The sequence below is a fragment of the Streptomyces sp. NPDC050856 genome (assembly GCF_040653855.1).
Lineage (GTDB): Bacteria > Actinomycetota > Actinomycetes > Streptomycetales > Streptomycetaceae > Streptomyces.
This window is the reverse complement of sequence record NZ_JBFAGV010000010.1, coordinates 65,914-84,231: the sequence shown is the minus strand read 5'-3', so window position 1 is coordinate 84,231 and position 18,318 is coordinate 65,914. Positions and strand designations below refer to the sequence as shown.

The 18,318-nt window shown below is 72.7% G+C and carries 17 protein-coding genes and 1 tRNA gene; 8 read left to right on the top strand and 10 right to left on the bottom strand.

All coding sequences use genetic code 11. The annotated features are described in order from the left end of the window. The first annotated feature begins 168 nt into the window (after positions 1–168). Complete coding sequence (locus AB0H53_RS12205; protein ID WP_362110372.1) at positions 169–1,473, top strand: cyclopropane-fatty-acyl-phospholipid synthase family protein; 1,305 nt, start codon at positions 169–171, stop codon at positions 1,471–1,473. A 151-nt stretch (positions 1,474–1,624) separates the two neighbouring features. Next, the gene (locus AB0H53_RS12200; protein ID WP_362110369.1) at positions 1,625–2,866 is read left to right on the top strand and encodes a phospholipase D-like domain-containing protein; all 1,242 of its coding nucleotides are present in this window, start codon (positions 1,625–1,627) and stop codon (positions 2,864–2,866) included. Between the two features lie 76 nt (positions 2,867–2,942). Here the strand turns inward: AB0H53_RS12200 and AB0H53_RS12195 are convergent, their stop codons facing one another. Then, a complete protein-coding gene (locus tag AB0H53_RS12195) occupies positions 2,943–5,486 on the bottom strand; it encodes an ABC transporter permease (protein ID WP_362110366.1) in 2,544 nt (847 codons plus the stop codon). Positions 5,487–5,549: 63 nt separating this feature from the next. Continuing rightward, positions 5,550–6,320 carry an ABC transporter ATP-binding protein gene (locus tag AB0H53_RS12190; protein ID WP_362110363.1) on the bottom strand — a complete coding sequence of 257 codons (771 nt, stop codon included), beginning with the start codon at positions 6,318–6,320 and terminating at the stop codon, positions 5,550–5,552. A gap of 568 nt (positions 6,321–6,888) precedes the next feature. Here AB0H53_RS12190 and AB0H53_RS12185 point away from each other — a divergent pair. Together AB0H53_RS12185 and AB0H53_RS12180 are read left to right on the top strand one after the other, a co-directional pair. Next, a tRNA-Leu gene (locus AB0H53_RS12185) sits at positions 6,889–6,970 on the top strand. Positions 6,971–7,227: 257 nt separating this feature from the next. Next, the gene (locus AB0H53_RS12180; RefSeq protein ID WP_362110360.1) at positions 7,228–8,106 is read left to right on the top strand and encodes a Bax inhibitor-1/YccA family protein; all 879 of its coding nucleotides are present in this window, start codon (positions 7,228–7,230) and stop codon (positions 8,104–8,106) included. A 106-nt stretch (positions 8,107–8,212) separates the two neighbouring features. Here the strand turns inward: AB0H53_RS12180 and AB0H53_RS12175 are convergent, their stop codons facing one another. Next, positions 8,213–8,443 (bottom strand): DUF4287 domain-containing protein, encoded by a 231-nt coding sequence (locus AB0H53_RS12175; protein WP_362110357.1) that lies wholly within the window; start codon positions 8,441–8,443, stop codon positions 8,213–8,215. A gap of 100 nt (positions 8,444–8,543) precedes the next feature. Here AB0H53_RS12175 and AB0H53_RS12170 point away from each other — a divergent pair, with 100 nt between their 5' ends. After that, positions 8,544–8,870 carry a hypothetical protein gene (locus AB0H53_RS12170; RefSeq protein WP_362110354.1) on the top strand — a complete coding sequence of 109 codons (327 nt, stop codon included), beginning with the start codon at positions 8,544–8,546 and terminating at the stop codon, positions 8,868–8,870. Here the strand turns inward: AB0H53_RS12170 and AB0H53_RS12165 are convergent. The 3 genes from AB0H53_RS12165 to AB0H53_RS12155 form a co-directional block, all read right to left on the bottom strand. Further along, a complete protein-coding gene (locus tag AB0H53_RS12165) occupies positions 8,854–9,762 on the bottom strand; it encodes a hypothetical protein (protein ID WP_362110351.1) in 909 nt (302 codons plus the stop codon). The genes AB0H53_RS12170 and AB0H53_RS12165 overlap by 17 nt on opposite strands. 386 nt (positions 9,763–10,148) lie before the next feature. Beyond that, positions 10,149–11,369, bottom strand: a complete 1,221-nt coding sequence (locus AB0H53_RS12160; protein WP_362110348.1) for an acetyl-CoA C-acetyltransferase — start codon at positions 11,367–11,369, stop codon at positions 10,149–10,151. A 286-nt stretch (positions 11,370–11,655) separates the two neighbouring features. After that, on the bottom strand, positions 11,656–12,642 hold the full coding sequence (locus AB0H53_RS12155; protein ID WP_362110345.1) for an SGNH/GDSL hydrolase family protein: 987 nt from the start codon (positions 12,640–12,642) through the stop codon (positions 11,656–11,658). Between the two features lie 105 nt (positions 12,643–12,747). Between AB0H53_RS12155 and AB0H53_RS12150 the strand changes: the two genes are divergently transcribed. The 3 genes from AB0H53_RS12150 to AB0H53_RS12140 all read left to right on the top strand — a co-directional run bounded on the left by AB0H53_RS12150 (position 12,748) and on the right by AB0H53_RS12140 (position 16,048). Continuing rightward, positions 12,748–14,136, top strand: coding sequence for a cystathionine beta-synthase (locus AB0H53_RS12150; RefSeq protein WP_362110342.1), 1,389 nt, complete (start codon positions 12,748–12,750; stop codon positions 14,134–14,136). 423 nt (positions 14,137–14,559) lie between these two features. Beyond that, positions 14,560–15,396, top strand: a complete 837-nt coding sequence (locus AB0H53_RS12145) for a MurR/RpiR family transcriptional regulator (RefSeq protein ID WP_362110339.1) — start codon at positions 14,560–14,562, stop codon at positions 15,394–15,396. 88 nt (positions 15,397–15,484) lie between these two features. Then, positions 15,485–16,048: a hypothetical protein gene (locus AB0H53_RS12140; protein ID WP_362110337.1), complete on the top strand. Its 564-nt coding sequence runs from the start codon at positions 15,485–15,487 to the stop codon at positions 16,046–16,048. Between the two features lie 3 nt (positions 16,049–16,051). Here AB0H53_RS12140 and AB0H53_RS12135 read toward each other — a convergent pair whose 3' ends face one another. The 4 genes from AB0H53_RS12135 to AB0H53_RS12120 form a co-directional block, all read right to left on the bottom strand. Then, positions 16,052–16,426 (bottom strand): hypothetical protein, encoded by a 375-nt coding sequence (locus AB0H53_RS12135; protein WP_362110334.1) that lies wholly within the window; start codon positions 16,424–16,426, stop codon positions 16,052–16,054. Further along, positions 16,384–16,875 carry a roadblock/LC7 domain-containing protein gene (locus AB0H53_RS12130; protein WP_362110331.1) on the bottom strand — a complete coding sequence of 164 codons (492 nt, stop codon included), beginning with the start codon at positions 16,873–16,875 and terminating at the stop codon, positions 16,384–16,386. The genes AB0H53_RS12135 and AB0H53_RS12130 overlap by 43 nt, the downstream gene beginning before the upstream one ends. Before the next feature lie 40 nt (positions 16,876–16,915). Further along, complete coding sequence (locus AB0H53_RS12125; protein WP_362110656.1) at positions 16,916–17,659, bottom strand: transcriptional regulator; 744 nt, start codon at positions 17,657–17,659, stop codon at positions 16,916–16,918. Between the two features lie 182 nt (positions 17,660–17,841). Beyond that, entirely contained in the window at positions 17,842–18,309 is a 468-nt protein-coding gene (locus AB0H53_RS12120) for a hypothetical protein (protein ID WP_362110328.1), read from the bottom strand. Positions 18,310–18,318 lie beyond the last annotated feature (9 nt).

Below are 18,318 nucleotides of genomic sequence, written 5' to 3'. Positions count from 1 at the left end.
AGGGGCCGCCCGCCATCCGTGGTGCGGGCGGCCCCTCGGTGTTTCCCGGGGGCGCCCGGCGGGGATTTTGCCGGGACGTTGCGTAGTTCCGGGACTCCAAGGGGTGGTCGGCGCTGTTTACGTGGTGTCGAACATTTCTGGGGATTCACCCTCACGGAGGTGTGCACCATGGCCGACGCCGCGTCGCGGCTCACCACGATCGCCGAGGATCTGCTGGGCGTCCCGCTACCGGTCAGGATCCGCGCCTGGGACGGCAGTGAGGCCGGACCGCCCGGCGCGCCGGTGCTGGTGCTGCGGCACCGGCGGGCCCTGCGGCGGATGCTGTGGAAGCCGGGTGAGCTGGGCCTCGCCCGGGCCTGGGTGGCCGGGGAGCTCGATGTGGAGGGGGACCTGTACGAGGCCCTCGACCGGCTCGCCACCTTCATCTGGGCACGCGGCGGCGACGCCAAGGACGCCGTGCACCCGCTCCGCGACCCGGCCCTGCGCGCCGCCGCCCGGGAACTGGTCAGGATCGCCGGGCCGTGGCCGCCGCCCCCGGCGCCCGCCGAGGAGGTCAGACGCCGTACCGGCCCGCTGCACACCAAGCGGCGTGACAAGGACGCGATCAGCCACCACTACGACGTCGGCAACGACTTCTACGAGCTGGTCCTGGGGCCCTCGATGGTCTACTCGTGCGCCTACTGGACCGAGGACGGCACCCTCGAACAGGCCCAGGCCGACAAACTGGACCTGATCTGCCGCAAGCTCGCGCTGAAGGAGGGCGACCGGCTGCTGGACGTCGGCTGCGGCTGGGGTTCCATGGCCATCCACGCCGCCCGTGAGTACGGTGCCCGGGTCGTGGGCGTCACCCTCAGCACCGAGCAGGCCGCCTACGCCCGCAAGCGCATCGCCGACGAGGGCCTGACCGACCGGATCGAGATCCGCGTCCAGGACTACCGGGACGTCAGGGACGGGCCCTACGACGCCATCTCGTCCATCGGGATGGCCGAGCACGTCGGCCGGGTGCGGTACCGGGAGTACGCGGACGACCTGTACGCCCTGCTCAAGCCCGGCGGTCGGCTCCTCAATCACCAGATCGCCCGGCGCCCCGAGCCGGACGAGGACGCCTACCGGGTGGACGACTTCATCGACCGCTACGTCTTCCCCGACGGCGAGCTGGCGCCGATCGGCCGCACGGTCGCCACCCTGGAGGAGGCCGGCTTCGAGGTGCGGGACGTCGAGGCCATCCGCGAGCACTACGCCCTCACCCTGCGCCGCTGGGTGGCCAACCTGGAGGCCAACTGGGCCGAGGCCAAGCGCCTGACCTCCCCGGGCCGGGCCCGGGTGTGGCGGTTGTACATGGCCGCTTCCGCGGTCTCCTTCGAACGCAACAGGATCGGCGTCAACCAGGTCCTCGCCGTGCGGACTCCGGCGAGCGGTGCCTCGGGGACGGCGCTGCGGACCCGTGAGTGGCGGGAGACCGGCGCGCGCTGACCTGCTGACGGGCTGTTATGTTCACCTCCGGGCCCGGCTCGGCGGAGCCGCCGGGGAGCTGATCCCCGGCGGTTCCGCCGTCGCGCGTCACGCGCGGCCGTACTGCCCGAATTGTCATGCTCCCGCTATCGCTCCCGCATCGGAGGCCGGTGTGCACCGCCACCGCAGAACCCTGTTCCTGGGCCTGGCCGTCGCCCTCATGTCCGTCTTCGCCGTCCCCGCCCCGGCCACCGCCGCCACCGTGACCACCGGCACCGTGTTCAACGACCCGTCCAGCACCGTCGCCGACCAGGACCGGGTCCGCGACCACCTCGTCTCGCTGATCGACGGCGCCCCCGCCGGCAGCTCGATCAGCGTCTCCATGTACACCTTCACCGACGACCCGGTGCGCCAGGCCCTCATCGCGGCCAAGGGGCGCGGCGTGGCCGTCAAGGTGATCGTCGACCACAAGTCGTCCGAGACGGTGACCAAGGGCGGGGAGTACGAGAACCTGGCCGCCGGGCTCGGCACCGACCGCACCCAGCCGTCCTGGGCCCTGGACTGCGGGCAGGACCGGGGCTGTGTGGGCACCCGTGTCCTCGGCACCGCCACCGAACCGGACCCGGCGATCAACCACAACAAGTTCTTCCTCTTCTCCCGCACCGGAGGAGCGGACAACGTGGTGGTGCAGACCTCGGCCAACCTGTCGACCCTCCAGCGCGAGCGCCTCTTCAACAACGCGGTGACCATCGTCGACAAGGGCCTCTACGACAACTACCTGGCCTACTTCGCCGACCACGTGACCCACGCCGCCGGACCCGGCCTGGCCCACTACTACAAGACGCCCACCAGCGCGACCGACCCGGCGTACAAGGCGTACTTCTTCCCGCGCAAGGAGTCGGCCGGCACCACCTACAAGACCGACCCGTCCACCGACACGGTCAAGCTGATCCTGGACAAGGTGGACTGCGCGGCCGGCTCCGAGGTGCGGATGGCGGCCAACCTGTTCTACCGCGACCACATCGCCACCAAGATGGCCGACATGGCCAAGGCGGGCTGCTCCGTCATCCTGGCCGCCGACGCGGACCCGAACGGCGGCGGCGAGGGCAAGCCGTCGATGGGCCGGACCGTCGAGGACATCCTCTACGGCAAGCTGACCCAGCGCGTGGAGTGCTGGGAGGCCCCGCCCGCCGGGCGCACCGGGAACATCGGTCTGCACTCCAAGTACCTGCTGGTCAACGGCACGTACGACGGGGTCGCCGGCAAGAGGATCGTCTGGACGGGCAGCCACAACTACTCCTGGCAGGCCCTCCGGCAGAACGACGAGACCCTGCTGAAGATCGACAACGCGGCCCTCTACGAGCAGTACAAGGCCAACCACGTGAAGCTGATGAGCTACTGCGCGGGCGGCTGACCGTACCCAGCGGCACGAAAGGGCCGGGCCGTCCCCGAGGGGAGGGCCCGGCCCTTCGCCGTACGGCGGGCCTTCGCTACTCGGCCTTGATGGCGTTCAGCATGTTCAGCCTCGCCGCGCTGCGCGCCGGCCACATCGAGGCCAGCACGCCCACCAGTCCGGCCAGCACCAGGAAGACGCCGACCCGGTCCCACGGGACGACCGTCGCGTACCCGGGGACGGAGTCCTTCAGGGTGTGGCCGATGGCCCAGCCGAGGAAGGTACCCATGGCCACGCCCACCAGGGCGCCGAAGACCGAGATGACCACCGCTTCCAGCCGCACCATCCGCTTCACCCGGCGGCGGTCCAGGCCGATGGCCCGCAGCATGCCGATCTCCTGCTGCCGCTCGAACACCGACATGGCGAGGGTGTTCACCACTCCCAGCACCGCGATGATCAGCGCCATCGCCAGCAGGCCGTACATGATGTTCAGCATCATGTTGATCATTCCGCCGAACTCGTCACGGATGTCCTGCTTGTCCATGACCTTGATCGCCGGGTTCTGACCCAGGGCGTCCACCAGCGCCTGCTCGTTGGCCGGGCTCTCACCGCCCCGCATCTTCACGAAGATCTGCGGCATGTACGGCTTGGTCTCGTGCGGCTGGAGCACCGAGAGCGGGGCCAGGACGTCGTCGAGCAGGTCGTTCTTCTCGTACAGGGCGCCGATGGCGAGCTTCCCGGACTTGCCGTCCTCGAACTTCACCGGCAGCGTGTCGCCGGTCTTCCAGCCCTTCTTCGCGGCCATCTCCCGGTCGACCGCGATCCGGCCCTCACCCAGGGTGGCCAGCGTGCCGTCGGTGACCTTGATGTGCATGACCTGCTCGATGTCTCCGGGGACGACCCCGGAGACCGACGGGCTGGCCCCGCCCAGCTCGAAGTACGAGTACTGCTTCGGCGAGGCGGCGCTCACGCCCTTGGCCTGGCGCACCGCGGCGAGCGCGGACCGGTCCAGGTTCATGCCCTCGCCGGCCATCTGGACCATGTAGTCGGCCCTGACGTTGTCCGTGGTCGTCCGGTCCAGGGCCTGGCCGACCGAGATGCCCATCACGGACAGGCCGGTGACCAGGGTCAGGCCGATGGCGAGCGCGGAGGCGGTGGCGCCGGTGCGGCGCGGGTTGCGCACCGCGTTCTGCCCGGCGAGCTTGCCGGCCACCCCGAAGACCCGGACCAGCAGCGGCCGGATGAGCGCGATGACCGGGCGGGCCAGCATCGGGATCAGGACGATCAGGCCGATCAGCGCGAGGAACGCGCCACCCGCGATGATCTCCTTGCCCTCCTTGCCGATCGCGGCGCCCCAGAGGATCAGACCCGCGCCGAGGGCGGTGAGGGAGCCGCCGATGGAGTTGCGGACCACCAGCGACTTGCCGGTGGGGGCCGCGTGGACGCTGTTCATGGCGGCGACCGGCGGGATCTTCGCGGCGCGGCGGGCCGGCAGGTAGGCGGCGAGCACGGTGACGAAGACGCCGACGCCCAGCCCCGAGAGGATCGCCGTCGGCGAGACGACCAGCGGGCCGTCCGGGATCTTCAGGTCGAAGGCGTTCATTCCCGAGCGCAGGCCGATCGCCAGGGCCATGCCGATGGCCAGTCCGACGGCGGAGGCGAGGGCGCCGACCACCAGGGCCTCGCTGAGCACCGAGCGGGTGATCTGCCGGCGGGAGGCGCCGACCGCGCGCATCAGCGCCAGTTCCTTGGTGCGCTGGGCGACCAGCATGGTGAAGGTGTTGGAGATCAGGAAGACACCGACGAACAGCGCGATGCCCGCGAAGTAGAGGAGCATCTGGTTGAGGCCGCTCAGCTCCCGCTCGATCATGTCGGCCTCCTCGGCGGCGAGGGCCGCGCCGGTCTTGGCCTCGGCGTCCTTGGGCAGCAGCGGCTCGATCCGGTCGAGGATCTTCCCGTCGGAGGCCCCGGGGAGGGCGGTGACGGTGACGTTCTGGAAGAAGCCGGGTTCCAGGTAGAGCCTCTGGGCCACGGAGGTGTCGAACAGCACCAGGCTGCCGCCCGCGCTGACCTGCCCGTCATCGGTGGTGAACACGCCCGAGAGGGTGTACGTCTTCACCGGGCCGTTCGTCGCGACCCGCACGGTCTCGCCGACCTGGTACTCGCCCTTGGCGGCGGTGTCCCTGTCGAGCGCGATCTCGCCCGGCCGTGCCGGCCCCGAGCCGTCGGTGAACCGGTAGCGCGTGTCCTGGCCGTCCTTGCCGGGGGCGAAGTTGGAGCCCTTGTTGGACCAGCCGTTGCCGATCAGCTTGCCGTGCGGGTCGGCGACCCCGGCGAAGCCCTCGACGCGGCCGGCGGCGGACGCGACACCGTCGATCCGCCGGATCTTCTCGACGGTGGCCGCCGGTATGCCCGGGTCCTGCTTGCCCTCACCGGCCTCGGGCTTGGCGGGACCGTAGGAGGTGATGGCGACGGCGACCTTGTCGTAGCCCTTGGCGGACTGGTTGCGGAAGGCCTGGGAGAGGGTGTCGGTGAAGACCAGGGTGCCGGAGACGAAGGCGACGCCGAGCATGACGGCGAGCACGGTCATCAGCAGCCTGGCCTTGTGCGCGAGCACATTGCGCAAGGCGGTACGGAACATGAGGTGTGTGTCCTGGAGTGAAGTGGTTTCGGCGGGGTTCCGGTGGCGTGGCGCCGGACGGCGTCAGCTGGTGCGGCCCTTGGCGTCGAACTCCTTCATCCGGTCGAGCACGCCGTCCGCCGTCGGGCTGAGCATCTCGTCGACGATCCGGCCGTCCGCCAGGAAGATGACCCGGTCCGCGTAGGAGGCGGCCGTCGGGTCGTGGGTGACGATGACGACGGTCTGCCCGAGCTCCCGTACGGAGTTGCGCAGGAAGCCCAGCACCTCGGCGCCCGAGCGCGAGTCGAGGTTTCCGGTCGGCTCGTCGCCGAAGATGATCTCGGGGCGGGAGGCCAGCGCGCGGGCCACGGCCACGCGCTGCTGCTGGCCGCCGGAGAGCTGCGCGGGCCGGTGGCCGAGCCGCCCGGACAGACCGATCATGTCGATGACCGAGCGGACCCACTCCTTGTCGGGCTTGCGGCCCGCGATGTCCATGGGGAGCGTGATGTTCTCGGCCGCGGTCAGGGTCGGCAGCAGGTTGAACGCCTGGAAGATGAAGCCGATCTTGTCGCGGCGGAGCTGGGTCAGCTGCTTGTCCTTGAGCGAGCCGAGCTCGGTGTCACCGATGCGCACCGAGCCGCTGGAGAAGCTGTCCAGCCCGGCCACGCAGTGCATGAGCGTGGACTTGCCCGAACCGGACGGGCCCATGATCGCGGTGAACTCTCCCTGCCGGAAGTCCACGGAGACCCGGTCCAGGGCGACCACCTGGGTCTCGCCGTGTCCGTAGACCTTGGACAGATCCGTGGCGCGGGCGGCCACCGCGGTGGCGCGGCGAGCGGTGGGGGTGGTGGTCACGAGGGGGACTCCTGTCGCGGACGTACTTTCGAGGACCACTCCATCGTCTGCGCCGCCCGGCCGCCGGTCGTCCGTCCGCATGCCCGTTCCCGAGGCAGCCTGGAGTCGGACCGGGAGACCCGTACCTCCTCCTGAGGTATGACGGAGTCCCTGAGGGCCGGTCCGGGAGGGGGACGCCCGGGGCGGCCGGCGGGGCGGGTCCGGGAGGCGGCCGGGAGATGGCCCCGCGGACCGGCGCGGCGAGGGCGCGCAGACGGCCGGGAGGAGCTCGGCCAGGTGGTTCGCCGAGCGGTCGCCGAGCGGTCGGGAAGGGACCCGGGAAGGGGCCGGAAGCGGCCGGGAGGTGGTCCGCGGGAGGCCACGCACCGGGAGCGGACGGCGACTTTCCGTCATTCCTCCGGGTGATGCCGATCCGTCGACAGTGCCCGTGAGGGTGCGTCAGGGAGGCCGCCGCCGGTGCTGACACACCCTCAAGCGGCCATAAAATCAGACAAGATCGCGCCATCGTTCCGCTGTTCGGGGGACGCGTCCGGATAGGCTCATGAGCCAACGCGGAGCCGCGTGCCACGCCCGGATGGTGGAATGCAGACACGGCGAGCTTAAACCTCGCTGGCCTTCGGGCCGTGCCGGTTCGAGTCCGGCTCCGGGCACAGCCGTCGCTCCTCCGGGAGCGGTCCCAAGCCCGTCCCCGGCGGCTCCGGCCCCGACCGGTCGGCTCCCGTCCGGTCGGCTCCCGTCCCGGCCCCCGGCGGTGTCACCCGGCTCCCCTCGCGTGGTGGGCCGCGCACCCCGGGGGTGCGCCCCGGCGCACGCCGGGGGAAAGATCCTCCCCTGGCACTAGGGTGTTTCTTTTGCTAGCCCATTACTCTTGTCTCAAGGCCGCGCACGGCGGCCATGGAGGAGTGAGATGAGGAGCAGCAACCCGGTCTTCTCGCGACGGGGGTTCAGCCGCGACAACGGCTACGCGGGCTTCAACGCGCAGCAGCCGCAGGCCGGGGGCCCCGTCGCTGGAACCAACCCGTACGCGACGAACCCGTACGCCACCAACCCGTACGCCCCGCAGCAGGACACCCAGCTGGGTGCCCCGGCGCAGGCCCGTCCGGCGGCCATGACCATCGACGACGTGGTGGCCCGCACCGCCATCACGCTCGGCACGGTCTTCGTCACCGCGACCCTCGCCTGGTTCCTGCTGCCGGTCGACCCGGCGAACCTCGGCAAGTCGTACGGCATCGCGATCGGCGCGGGCCTCGTGGCCTTCGTCTGCGCGATCGTCCAGTCCTTCAAGCGCAAGGCGTCGCCCGCGCTGATCCTGGCGTACGCCGCCTTCGAGGGCGTCTTCCTGGGCGTGATCTCCAGCGCCGTGTCGACGTACGTCACGGCGGGCGCGGTCCCGCAGGCGGTACTCGGCACGATGGCGGTCTTCGCCGGTGTGCTCATCGCGTACAAGATGCGCTGGATCCGCGTCAACCGCCGCTTCTACGGCTTCGTGATGGCGGCCGCGATCGGCTTCGTGCTGCTGATGGCGGTCAACGCGCTGTTCGCCGTGTTCGGCGGCGGTGACGGTCTGGGCTTCCGCAGCGGTGGCCTCGGCATCATGTTCGGTGTCATCGGCATCATCCTCGGCGCGTGCTTCCTGGCCCTGGACTTCAAGCAGGTCGAGGACGGTGTCACGTACGGCGCGCCGCGCGAGGAGTCGTGGCTGGCGGCCTTCGGCCTCACCATGACGCTGGTGTGGATCTACATGGAGTTCCTGCGCCTGGTCTCCATCCTGCAGGGCGACGACTGACGGCCGTCCCGTCGCCGTGAGCACCTGGAACACAGGTGGGCGCGCACCAGGAAGGGCCTCGTCCGGCAGCCGCCGGACGGGGCCCTTCCCCGTTGGCCGAGGCCTCCTAGAGCAGCTTGCGGGCGGCCCGCCTCAGGTCGTACTCGTGGATGATCGCCTTGGCGTGCCCGTACGCGAGGTTGTGTTCGCTCCGGAGCCAGCTCACCTTCTCCTCGAAGCGGACGAGGGAGGGCCCTTCCTCAACGGCGCGGAGCCAGTCGGACACTTCACGACCGGTGCAGTGAGGGATGCGGGAGAGCAGATTTCGATGGGTCTCTTCGGAGAAGACTTGGGACATCGGCGCCTCCGGACGCTTCGCGCGTTGTGCTCCTTCCCGTCACCGTGCCTGAGCGCTCGCCCGTTGGCAACAGTGCCGTATGGGCACATAGGGTCGCCACGTGCTTGATACGAGTGAACTGACCGCCGCAGTGGAGCGGTTCGCCGACCGGCTGCGGGCCGCCCCGCAGAGCCGGCTCCAGCGGGGCGCGGCGGCCGAGGGGCTGGCCCTGGCCAGGGAGTTGTCGGCGCGCGCCCAGCGGATCGAGGCGCCCGGCGCTCCGCCCCGGACCATGCCGGACGCCGGGGTCTTCACCGTCGCCGACCAGGTCGAGGTGGCCGGGAACGATCTGGCGGAGGCCCTGCGGACGGCCCCGTCCGCCACCGCCGCGGAGCTGGAGGAGGCCGTGGGGGCGGTGCGGCGGGCCGCGGCTAGAGCGACGCTATGACGCGGTCGGCCAGGATGTAGACGCTGTCCTCGCCGCAGGAGAAGGTCAGGGCGTACGCGCCGGAGATCCCCGAGCCGCCCAGCAGTACCGGCGTCTCGCCGCCGCGCAGCGCCTGTACGAGCCGCTCGGCGGTCTCCCGGTGGCCGGGTGTCATGCACAGCGTGGTGCCGTCGGCGAACACGTACACGTCGAGGGTGCCCAGCGGGCCCGGGCGTACGTCGGTGAGCGCCGTACCGGACTCGGCGAGCTCCTCCAGGCGGGCCACCGTGCGCTCGTGGTCGGTGACGACGGGCGTCTGGACGGGCACGAAGTCCGGGTGCGAGGGGTGCCGGCGGCGCGCGGCGGCCAGCTCGGGCGAGTCCTCGGCGTACTCGGCGCACCCGGTGCCGTCGGGGAAGTCGGGCAGCTCGGCGAGGTCGTCGAGGATCTCCGCGAAGTCGGCGAAGTCGGCGTAGTCGTCGGCCTTGCCGAAGTCGCCGGCGGCGGCGTCGAGGTCCAACGCCTCCAGGCCCGTGAGGTCGGCCTGGCGCGGCACGAAGAACGGGGCGAAGGGGGAGTCGCCGGTGCCCGCCGGGCCGCCGAGCAGCGGCCCGGGCCCGTCGGAGGCGTCCCGCGCCTCCTGGGCGGCCCAGAAGGCCCGCGCCTCGGCCAGCTCGCGCTCCCGCTCCTCGGCGAGGGCCTCGGCCACGGCCGCGCGTATGTCCTCGGCGGCGCGGGCGTGCGGAACGGCCGGTTCGCGACCGGTGGCGTTCGCGGCGCTGTTCGCGGCGGCGAGCTCGGCGCGCAGGGCGGTGACCTGCCGGCGCAGCCCATGGACGGCGTGCAGGGCAGCGGCGCCCACGGCCGTGGCGGTGGCCGTGGTCAGCAGCAGGGCGAGAGACATGGCGCTCACTGACTTACTCCTGGTTTCAATCGATCCCCCGACTTCCTACCTCAGCTTGTCGTGGGCTCGCGCGCGGTGTCAGTGCATTACGTCACGAAATGGACAGGTAATTTGCCCCGGGGCTTTCTCCAGTCACTGGGTTGACCTGCACAAACGGATCTCCCCCGGGACGTAGGTCACATCCTGGGGGAGATTCGGTCACGGCTGGGACGCGGAGGGGTTGGCGGGCGCCGGCGCGGGTGGGCGTGCCGGCTCAGCCGCGAGGCGGAGCGGCCCGCCGGCGAGGCGGGGCGAGCCCGGTGCCGGCCTCGGGCGACCCCGGCCCGCGCGCCGGCCGGGGCCGGCCCGCCGAGCCGGGGCCAGGGCCGGCCAGGCCGGGTCCGGTCCCGCCGGGTTCAGCTCAGCCGCTCGATGACCATGGCCATGCCCTGGCCGCCGCCCACGCACATCGTCTCCAGGCCGAACTGCTTGTCGTGGAACTGCAGGCCGTTGATCAGCGTGCCGGTGATGCGGGCGCCGGTCATGCCGAAGGGGTGGCCGACGGCGATGGCGCCACCGTTGACGTTCAGCTTGTCGATGTCGATGCCCAGGTCCCGGTAGGACGGGATCACCTGGGCGGCGAACGCCTCGTTGATCTCCACCAGGTCGATGTCGTCGATGGTCAGCCCGGCGCGCCGGAGGGCCTGGCGGGACGCCTCGACCGGGCCGTACCCCATGATCTCGGGCGACAGGCCCGAGACGCCGGTCGAGACGATCCGCGCCAGCGGGGTCAGGCCGAGCTCCCGCGCCTTGGTGTCACTCATGATGACCAGCGCGGCGGCGCCGTCGTTGAGCGGGCAGCAGTTGCCGGCGGTGACCAGTCCGTCGGGCCGGAAGACCGGCTTGAGCCCCTGCACGCCCTCCAGGGTCACGCCCGCGCGAGGGCCGTCGTCCTTGCTGACCACGGTTCCGTCGGGCGTGGTGACCGGGGTGATCTCCCGCTCCCAGAAGCCGTTCTTGATGGCCTGCTCGGCGAGGTTCTGCGACCGTACGCCGAACTCGTCCATGTCCTGACGGGTGACGCCCTTGAGACGGGCCAGGTTCTCGGCGGTCTGGCCCATCGCGATGTACGGGTCGGGGAGCAGCCCGTCCTCACGCGGGTCGTGCCAGTCGGCGCCCTCCTGCTCGGCGCGGGCGGCGGTCCGGGCCTCGGCCTCGGCGAACAGCGGGTTGTGGGTGTCCGGCATCCCGTCGCTCGTCCCCTTGATGCTGCGGGACACCGTCTCGACGCCCGCGGAGATGAAGACGTCGCCCTCGCCGGCCTTGATGGCATGCATCGCCATACGGCTGGTCTGGAGCGAGGAGGAGCAGTAGCGGGTGATCGTGCAGCCGGGCAGGTGGTCCATGCCCATCTGCACGGCCACGACACGGCCCAGATTGTGCCCCTGCTCGCCGCCGGGCAGGCCGCAGCCGAGCATCAGGTCGTCGATGTCACGCGGGTCGAGCTCGGGCACCTTGGCGAGGGCGGCCTGGATGATCGTGGCGGTCAGGTCGTCCGGCCGCAGGTCCTTCAGCGAGCCCTTGAAGGCCCGGCCGATGGGGGAGCGGGCGGCTGAGACGATCACGGCTTCGGGCATCACGGCTCCATGGGGCGATGAGGGCAGGACTGAGAGGGAAGTTACCCGTACGTACTGCCGAGGTCATCGGCCCGGACGTGTGATGCGGGCCGCATTTCTAAGCGCTCGCTCAGTTCCCGGGCGCCGGCGCCCCGTGCCGGGGTGGCGGGGACGGGTGTTCCCTCCCCCGCGCCGCCCCTCCCCGAAACCGCCGGTGCCGCCCACGGGCGGGCGCGCCGGGCGGGCGCCCGCGCGGCGCGGGGCCCGCGGGCGTGGCCGGGACCCCGCGGGAGCCCCGTGGCGCCGCTCAGGGCAGGGGCGTGGGGTCGGTGACCGCCGGGAGGCGACGGCGACGGCGGTGCTTCAGCAGGGCCCAGGGCGCCCGCGCCCCGGTCACCTCCGTACCGGCCTCCTGGGCGGCCTCCGCGGCCGCCTGGGCGACCGGGAGCAGGCCCTCGCGGCGGTCCACGTCGGGGCGGTCCGCCTCCGGCCACACGCCCAGCACCGCGCACAGCGTGGGCAGCACCGCCATCGCCGCCGTGGCGTAGCCCTCGGCCGAGGGGTGGTAGTTGTCCGCGCCGAACATCTCGCGAGGGTTCGCCGCGAACTCGGGACCCAGCAGGTCGCCCAGCGACACCGTACGGCCGCCCTGCTCCACCACGACGATCGTCTGCGCCGCCGCGAGCTGGCGTGACACCCGGCGGGCCAGCCACCGCAGCGGCTGGTACACCGGCTCGATGGTGCCCAGGTCGGGGCAGGTGCCCACCACCACCTCGGTGCCCGCCGTGCGGAGCCGGCGCACCGCCTCCGCCAGATGGCGCACCGACTGGGTCGGCGGCATCCGGTGCGTCACGTCGTTCGCGCCGATCATGATCACGCACACGTCCGGGACCCGCCCCGGGTGCGCCAGCAGCAGGCTGACCTGCCGCTCAAGGTCGTCGGAGCGGGCGCCCGGCAGGGCGACGTTGTGCAGCTCGACCGGGCGCTCGGCCACCGCCGCCAGCCCCGACGCCAGCAGCGCGCCCGGTGTCTGGCCCGCCCGCCGCACCCCCTGCCCGGCCGCCGTAGAGTCGCCCAGGAGGGCGAGCCGGACGGCCTCGGCACCCTCGTAGCCCCGGCCGTACAGCCCGTCCGCGCACGGTGGCAGCGGCGCCACCCCGCCGCCCACCGACCGCTTCGCCAGCCTCATCTCCGCCAGCACCACCCCGAAGGCCGCCGCCCCGAGCAGGCCGATGCCCCCGCCCCCGTACGCCGCGCCCGCCGCGATCCGCCGTGCCACCCTCGCCCTCGACATAAGGGCAGCCACCTCCTCCAAGCCGTACAAGAGCTAACTGCCCCGTAACCGTGTACGACTACGCATACGCTGGCTTGACCACTACGGAGATCCCGGAGAACTACGGTGCAATTCCACGATTCGATGATCAGCCTCGTCGGCAACACCCCGCTGGTGAAGCTCAACAGTGTGACCGCGGGCATCCAGGCGACGGTCCTCGCCAAGGTCGAGTACTTCAATCCCGGCGGCTCGGTCAAGGACCGGATCGCCGTGCGCATGATCGAGGCCGCCGAGGAGAGCGGCGCCCTCAAGCCCGGCGGCACCATCGTCGAGCCCACGTCCGGCAACACGGGTGTCGGACTCGCCATCGTGGCCCAGCAGAAGGGCTACAAGTGCATCTTCGTCTGCCCGGACAAGGTTTCCACGGACAAGATCAACGTACTGCGCGCCTACGGCGCCGAGGTCGTCGTCTGCCCCACGGCGGTCGACCCGGAGCACCCCGACTCGTACTACAACGTCTCCGACCGCCTGGTCCGTGAGACCCCGGGGGCCTGGAAGCCCGACCAGTACTCCAACCCGAACAATCCCCGATCGCACTACGAGACCACCGGTCCCGAGCTGTGGGAGCAGACCGACGGGCGGATCACCCACTTCGTCACGGGTGTCGGCACCGGCGGCACCATCACCGGTACCGGCCGCTACCTGAAGGAGGTCAGCGGCGGCAAGGTCCGGGTCGTCGGCGCCGACCCGGAGGGCTCCGTCTACTCCGGCGGCTCCGGGCGCCCCTACCTGGTCGAGGGCGTGGGCGAGGACTTCTGGCCGACCGCCTACGACCGGACCGTGACCGACGAGATCGTCGCGGTGTCCGACAAGGACTCCTTCCAGATGACCCGCCGCCTCGCCAAGGAGGAGGGCCTCCTCGTCGGCGGCTCCTGCGGCATGGCCGTCGTCGCGGCGCTGCGCGTCGCCGAGGGGCTCGGCCCGGACGACGTGGTGGTCGTGCTGCTGCCCGACAGCGGCAAGGGGTACCTGTCGAAGATCTTCAACGACGAGTGGATGGCCGACTACGGCTTCCTGGAGGAGGCCGGGCCCTCGGCGAGCGTCGGCGACGTGCTCAAGGACAAGGAGGGTGGTATCCCGCACCTGGTCCACATGCACCCGGACGAGACGGTCGGTCAGGCCATCGAGGTCCTGCGCGAGTACGGCGTCTCCCAGATGCCGATCGTCAAGCCGGGCGCCGGCCACCCCGACGTGATGGCCGCCGAGGTCGTCGGATCGGTGGTCGAACGGGAACTGCTGGACGCCCTGTTCACCAAGCGGGCCTCGCTGGACGACCCGCTGGAGAAGCACATGAGCCCGCCGCTGCCGCAGGTCGGCTCCGGTGAGCCGGTCGCCGACCTGATGTCCGTCCTCGGCGGCACGGCGGACGCGGCGATCGTGCTGGTCGAGGGCAAGCCGACCGGTGTGGTGAGCCGTCAGGACCTGCTGACGTTCCTGGCCCGCGGCGACAAGTAGCCGCGACACGCGGCTTCGCGCGATCGGTACGAGCACGTCATGTACCGGCAGCACCCGCTTAACACGCGTCCGGCACGCTGGTGGTTGTCGGCGTCGAGGACTTCCGGAGCGGCTCCCGGACCTCCATGGACGCCGCGGACGCGGAGACCGGCCCTGACCCGGGCCCGTGTCCCCCGCGGGGACCGCCGTCGTCCCGCCCCCCGGCAACGGGGGTGCGGCGGTCCCCGCGCGAACTCCTCGAGCGCCGGACGGCCCTCCGGGCGCCCGGAGGGCCGTCCGGCGCCCGGCCGTCCCTTCGGCCCGGCCGCTGGGGCGGCGGGCGCGGGACCGGGCCACCGCGCTGGTCGGCCGCGGCGCGGACGATCACCCGCCCTGCATATAGTCATGCACAATTGTGATGGCTGAATGGCGAAGGGGGACGGCATGAGCGACAGCCCGGCCGCACGGCTTCAGGCTCTCTTCGAGGGGCACCGGCTGACACCCACGCAGCGCCGGATCGCCCACTCGATGGTGCGCCGTGCCGCCGATGTGCCGTTCCTGTCCAGTGTCGAGCTGGCCGAGCTGGCCGGGGTCAGCCAGCCGTCGGTGACCCGTTTCGCGGTGGCCCTCGGATTCGACGGCTATCCGGCGCTGCGCCGGCACCTGCGCGAGGTGGCGCCCGCCGGGCCGGCCGCCGGGGACTCCGAGTTCAACGAGTACCAGCAGGCCGTGCACGCCGAGATCGAGAACCTGCGGCACCTGGCGGAGCTGCTCGCCGATCCCGCGCCGGTGGAGCGGGCCGGACGGCTGCTCGCCTCCTCCCGCCCGCTGCCGGTGCTGGGGCTGCGGGCCGCGTCCTCCCAGGCGCGCGGCTTCGCCTACTTCGCCGCCAAGGTCCACCCGGACGTCCGGCTGCTGGACGAGGGCGGCACGATGCTCACCGACCGGATCGACGCGGCCGTGCGGGCGGGCGCCACGGTGCTGCTCTGCTTCGCGCTGCCCCGGCACCCCCGCGAGGTCGTGGCGGCCCTCTCGTACGCGCGCGAGGCCGGTCTGACGGTCGTGACGGTCGCCGACTCGGCGTTCGCCCCGGTGGCCAAGCACAGCGACGTGCTCATCCCGGCGGCGGTCGGCACGGCCCTGGTCTTCGACACGGCCTGCGCGCCGATGCTGCTGGGGCGTGTGCTGCTGGAGGCGATGTGCGACGGGCTGCCGGACGCCCAGGCCCGGCTGGAGCAGTTCGACGCCCAGGCGGCGGCGCGCGGGCTGTTCGTGGAGTGAGCGCGGCTCCCCGGCTTCTCATCGGATGTTGAGGAACGGGCGCTAGTCTCCCGCCGCACACACGCGGTGACGACGAGGGAGGCGGGACGTGGCGCGCGGAGGTCAGGCGCTGGCGCGGGTGGCCGTGATCGTACGGGCGGGGGCGGCGCCCCTGTGGTGGCTGGGGCTGCTCGCCGCCGGGACCGGGGCACTGCTGCCCGGTCTCACCGGGCGGCGTATCGGACTGTCGGCCGGAGCGGCGCTGTTCCTGGTGACCGCCGCCGTGGTGGCCCTGGCGCGGCGCGGGCGGTACACGCGACCGGCCGGGGCGGCCACCAGGGCCGCGCGGGGCGACTTCCTCCAGGACCGGGCCGTCACGCTGCGGGTCTGGCGGCGCGCCCGCCGCCGGCGGCTGCTGACGGCCTTCCTCGCCGCCGTCGGCTCGTCGTTCGCGCTGCCCGGGGCGGGCGGGCTGCTGCTGGCGGGCGCCGGGGCCGGGCTGTGGCTGAAGGCGGTGTGGCTGGGCCGCCGGGAACGCGACGCGGACACCCTGTGGTGGGTGCCCGCCGACCGGATCACCGGGGGCCCGGCCGGCGCGTCCGGCACGGCGTACCGGACGACGGGCATCGCGGCGGGTGACGCCGCGCCGGGCGGCGCACGGCGCCGGCGCTGAGCCTCAGACCTCCAGCTCGGCCTCGATCCTGCGCAACTGGTGGCGGGCCATCGCCAGGTTGGCACGGTCCTTGTCCAGCGCCAGGTACAGGAAGAGGCCGTTGGCACCGCGCCCCTTGAGCAGCCGGATCAGGTGGTACTGCGAGCCCAGGGTGATCAGGATGTCCTCGATCTCCTCGTGCAGGCCGAGCATCTCCATGGTGCGCACCTTGGCCCGTACGACATCGGTGTTGCCCGCGGCGGCGACCTGGAGGTCCAGGTCCTTGCCGCCGCCGATCGTGCCCAGGGCCATGCCGCTGGTGTAGTCGACGAGCGCGGCACCCAGGGCGCCGTCGATCACGGTCGTGGCTTCCTTGAGGGCGGCTTCGGTGTTGGCCATGGCGGTCGCACTTCCTTCTCGGGTTGGGGTTTGTCGAGGGCGCCGTCGACCAGCTCGGCTATGCGCGCGCTGGACCGCCGGGCCTCCAGGTGGAGCCGGCCCACGTTGATACGGGGATCGGCGAGCAGGGTGAGGACGGCGGAGCCGCCGGCGGCGTACGTGGCGACGTAGCCGTCCTCGCCGCGGATCAGCAGCTCGCGGAAGCCGCCCTGCCCGGTGGCCTCGGTGAGCCGCAGGGCCACGCCCAGCGCGGCCGCGGTGAGCGCCGCGACGCCCTCCGCCCCGTCGCCGGGCGTGTCCCTGGCCAGCACCAGGCCGTCCGCGCTGGCCGCGAGGGCCCCGGTCAACTGGGGCAGCCGGGCCCGCAGTCGTCGCAGTTCGCCGAGCACGTCGGCTTCGGCCGTCATCAGCTGTCTCCTCTCGGCACGCTGTCGCAGGGCGCGCCTCATGACGACGAAGGCAGGGCCCGGTGGAGGAGGGAACAGGTCGTCACAGGTGTGCCTCCAGTGCGTCACGGAGCCGGCGGAGCAGGGCGATGTCGGGGTCGGCGCCGATGTCCGCCACCCAGGGAGGCACCGGCGGCGGCGCGGGCGGCGCGGGCTCGGACGGGGTGCCGACGAGCCCGGCGGCGGCCAGCCGGCGCACTTCCAGCAGGGTGTGGAAGGCGGGGCGGCCCAGCGCCCGGGCCAGCTCCACCGGGGTCCGCACGCCGTCGGCCAGGGCCAGCAGGCCGCGCTGCCGGGCGGTGACCGTCTGGCCCGGGGCGGCCGGGCGGCGCACCACGGGCGCGGTGTCGACGGCAGGGTAGGGCCACACGCTGTCCAGCAGTTCCCGGCGGCGCAGGGTCTCCGCCGCCACGGTGGCCGCCGCCACCGGGCGCACCGGGCCGATCCAGTGCCCGACGCCGTACCGGAAGCGGGCGGGGCCACCGGCGGGGGCCAGCGCGAAGAACGCGGCGTCGAACAGGGCGCCCAGGTGGCAGATCTCCAGCTCGCCGCCGCCCATCAGCCCGCTGTCCACCAGGAACCGGCCGACCTCGCGGCGGGCTCCGGCCCGGTCGACGGCCCGCTCCCAGCCCTGGCGCGCCAGCCGGCCCCCGGCGGTCAGCAGGACGTCCAGCCCCGGGGCCACCGGGCTCTCGGCGTGGGTGACCCGGCCGTCGACGAGGTAGAGCGTGCCGTGGTCGCGCAGCAGCGCGCCGGTCGCCCGCTCGTCGGCCAGGCGCAGCAGCATCGGTGAGATGGCGGGCCGGGCGGCGTGCGTGCCGCTGCCGGTGGGGGCGCCGGTGCCGCTGCCGCCGGTGCCGCCGGTGCGGGCGCGGGCTCCGGCCGGCGTCCCCGTCCGCGTTCCCGCCCCTGGGCCGGTACCGGCGTCGAAGCCCGTCCCGGTGCCGGTGCCCGCGCCGGTTCCGGCGGTCATCCCAGCACCAGCCGCTGCGCCAGCTCCCGTGACCGCAGCCGGGCCAGGGCCAGGTTGCCGGTGGAGCGGTCCAGCCACAGGTGGAGGAAGACGCTGCTGTCGAACGTCGTCTCCACGAAGCGCAGGACGTGGTAGCCGGAGCGGGTGGTGACGATGACGTCCTCGACGGGCGGTCCCGCGCCGTCCGGCCCGGCGCCCGGGGCCGCCCCGCCACCCGGGTACGGGCCGGGCGGGCCCTGCCCGGCGGCGGGGCCGGGGTCCGGTGGGCCCGAGGGGGCGAACGACTCGTACTCGGCCGCCGCGCGCGCCAGCTCGGCCGTCTCGGCCGCCGTCGTGTCGTGGTCGCCGACCGGCGACTGGCCGGCCGTACCCAGGGCGAGGCCGCTGGTCCAGTCGACAAGACTCGCCCCGCGTACCCCCGGCAGGGCCATGGCTTCGCGCAGGCACTCGTCGATTCCGGGCACGCGGGCTCC

What these genes read in the sequence shown, in the direction of transcription:
- AB0H53_RS12155 (WP_362110345.1), bottom strand. Translation starts at nt 12,642, where the DNA reads ATGTCGAGGGCGAGGGTGGCACGGCGGATCGCGGCGGGCGCGGCGTAC.
- AB0H53_RS12175 (WP_362110357.1), bottom strand. Translation starts at nt 8,443, where the DNA reads ATGTCCCAAGTCTTCTCCGAAGAGACCCATCGAAATCTGCTCTCCCGC.
- AB0H53_RS12160 (WP_362110348.1), bottom strand. Translation starts at nt 11,369, where the DNA reads ATGCCCGAAGCCGTGATCGTCTCAGCCGCCCGCTCCCCCATCGGCCGG.
- AB0H53_RS12205 (WP_362110372.1), top strand. Translation starts at nt 169, where the DNA reads ATGGCCGACGCCGCGTCGCGGCTCACCACGATCGCCGAGGATCTGCTG.
- AB0H53_RS12125 (WP_362110656.1), bottom strand. Translation starts at nt 17,659, where the DNA reads ATGCTGCTGCGCCTGGCCGACGAGCGGGCGACCGGCGCGCTGCTGCGC.
- AB0H53_RS12195 (WP_362110366.1), bottom strand. Translation starts at nt 5,486, where the DNA reads ATGTTCCGTACCGCCTTGCGCAATGTGCTCGCGCACAAGGCCAGGCTG.
- AB0H53_RS12135 (WP_362110334.1), bottom strand. Translation starts at nt 16,426, where the DNA reads ATGGCCAACACCGAAGCCGCCCTCAAGGAAGCCACGACCGTGATCGAC.
- AB0H53_RS12145 (WP_362110339.1), top strand. Translation starts at nt 14,560, where the DNA reads ATGAGCGACAGCCCGGCCGCACGGCTTCAGGCTCTCTTCGAGGGGCAC.
- AB0H53_RS12130 (WP_362110331.1), bottom strand. Translation starts at nt 16,875, where the DNA reads ATGAGGCGCGCCCTGCGACAGCGTGCCGAGAGGAGACAGCTGATGACG.
- AB0H53_RS12180 (WP_362110360.1), top strand. Translation starts at nt 7,228, where the DNA reads ATGAGGAGCAGCAACCCGGTCTTCTCGCGACGGGGGTTCAGCCGCGAC.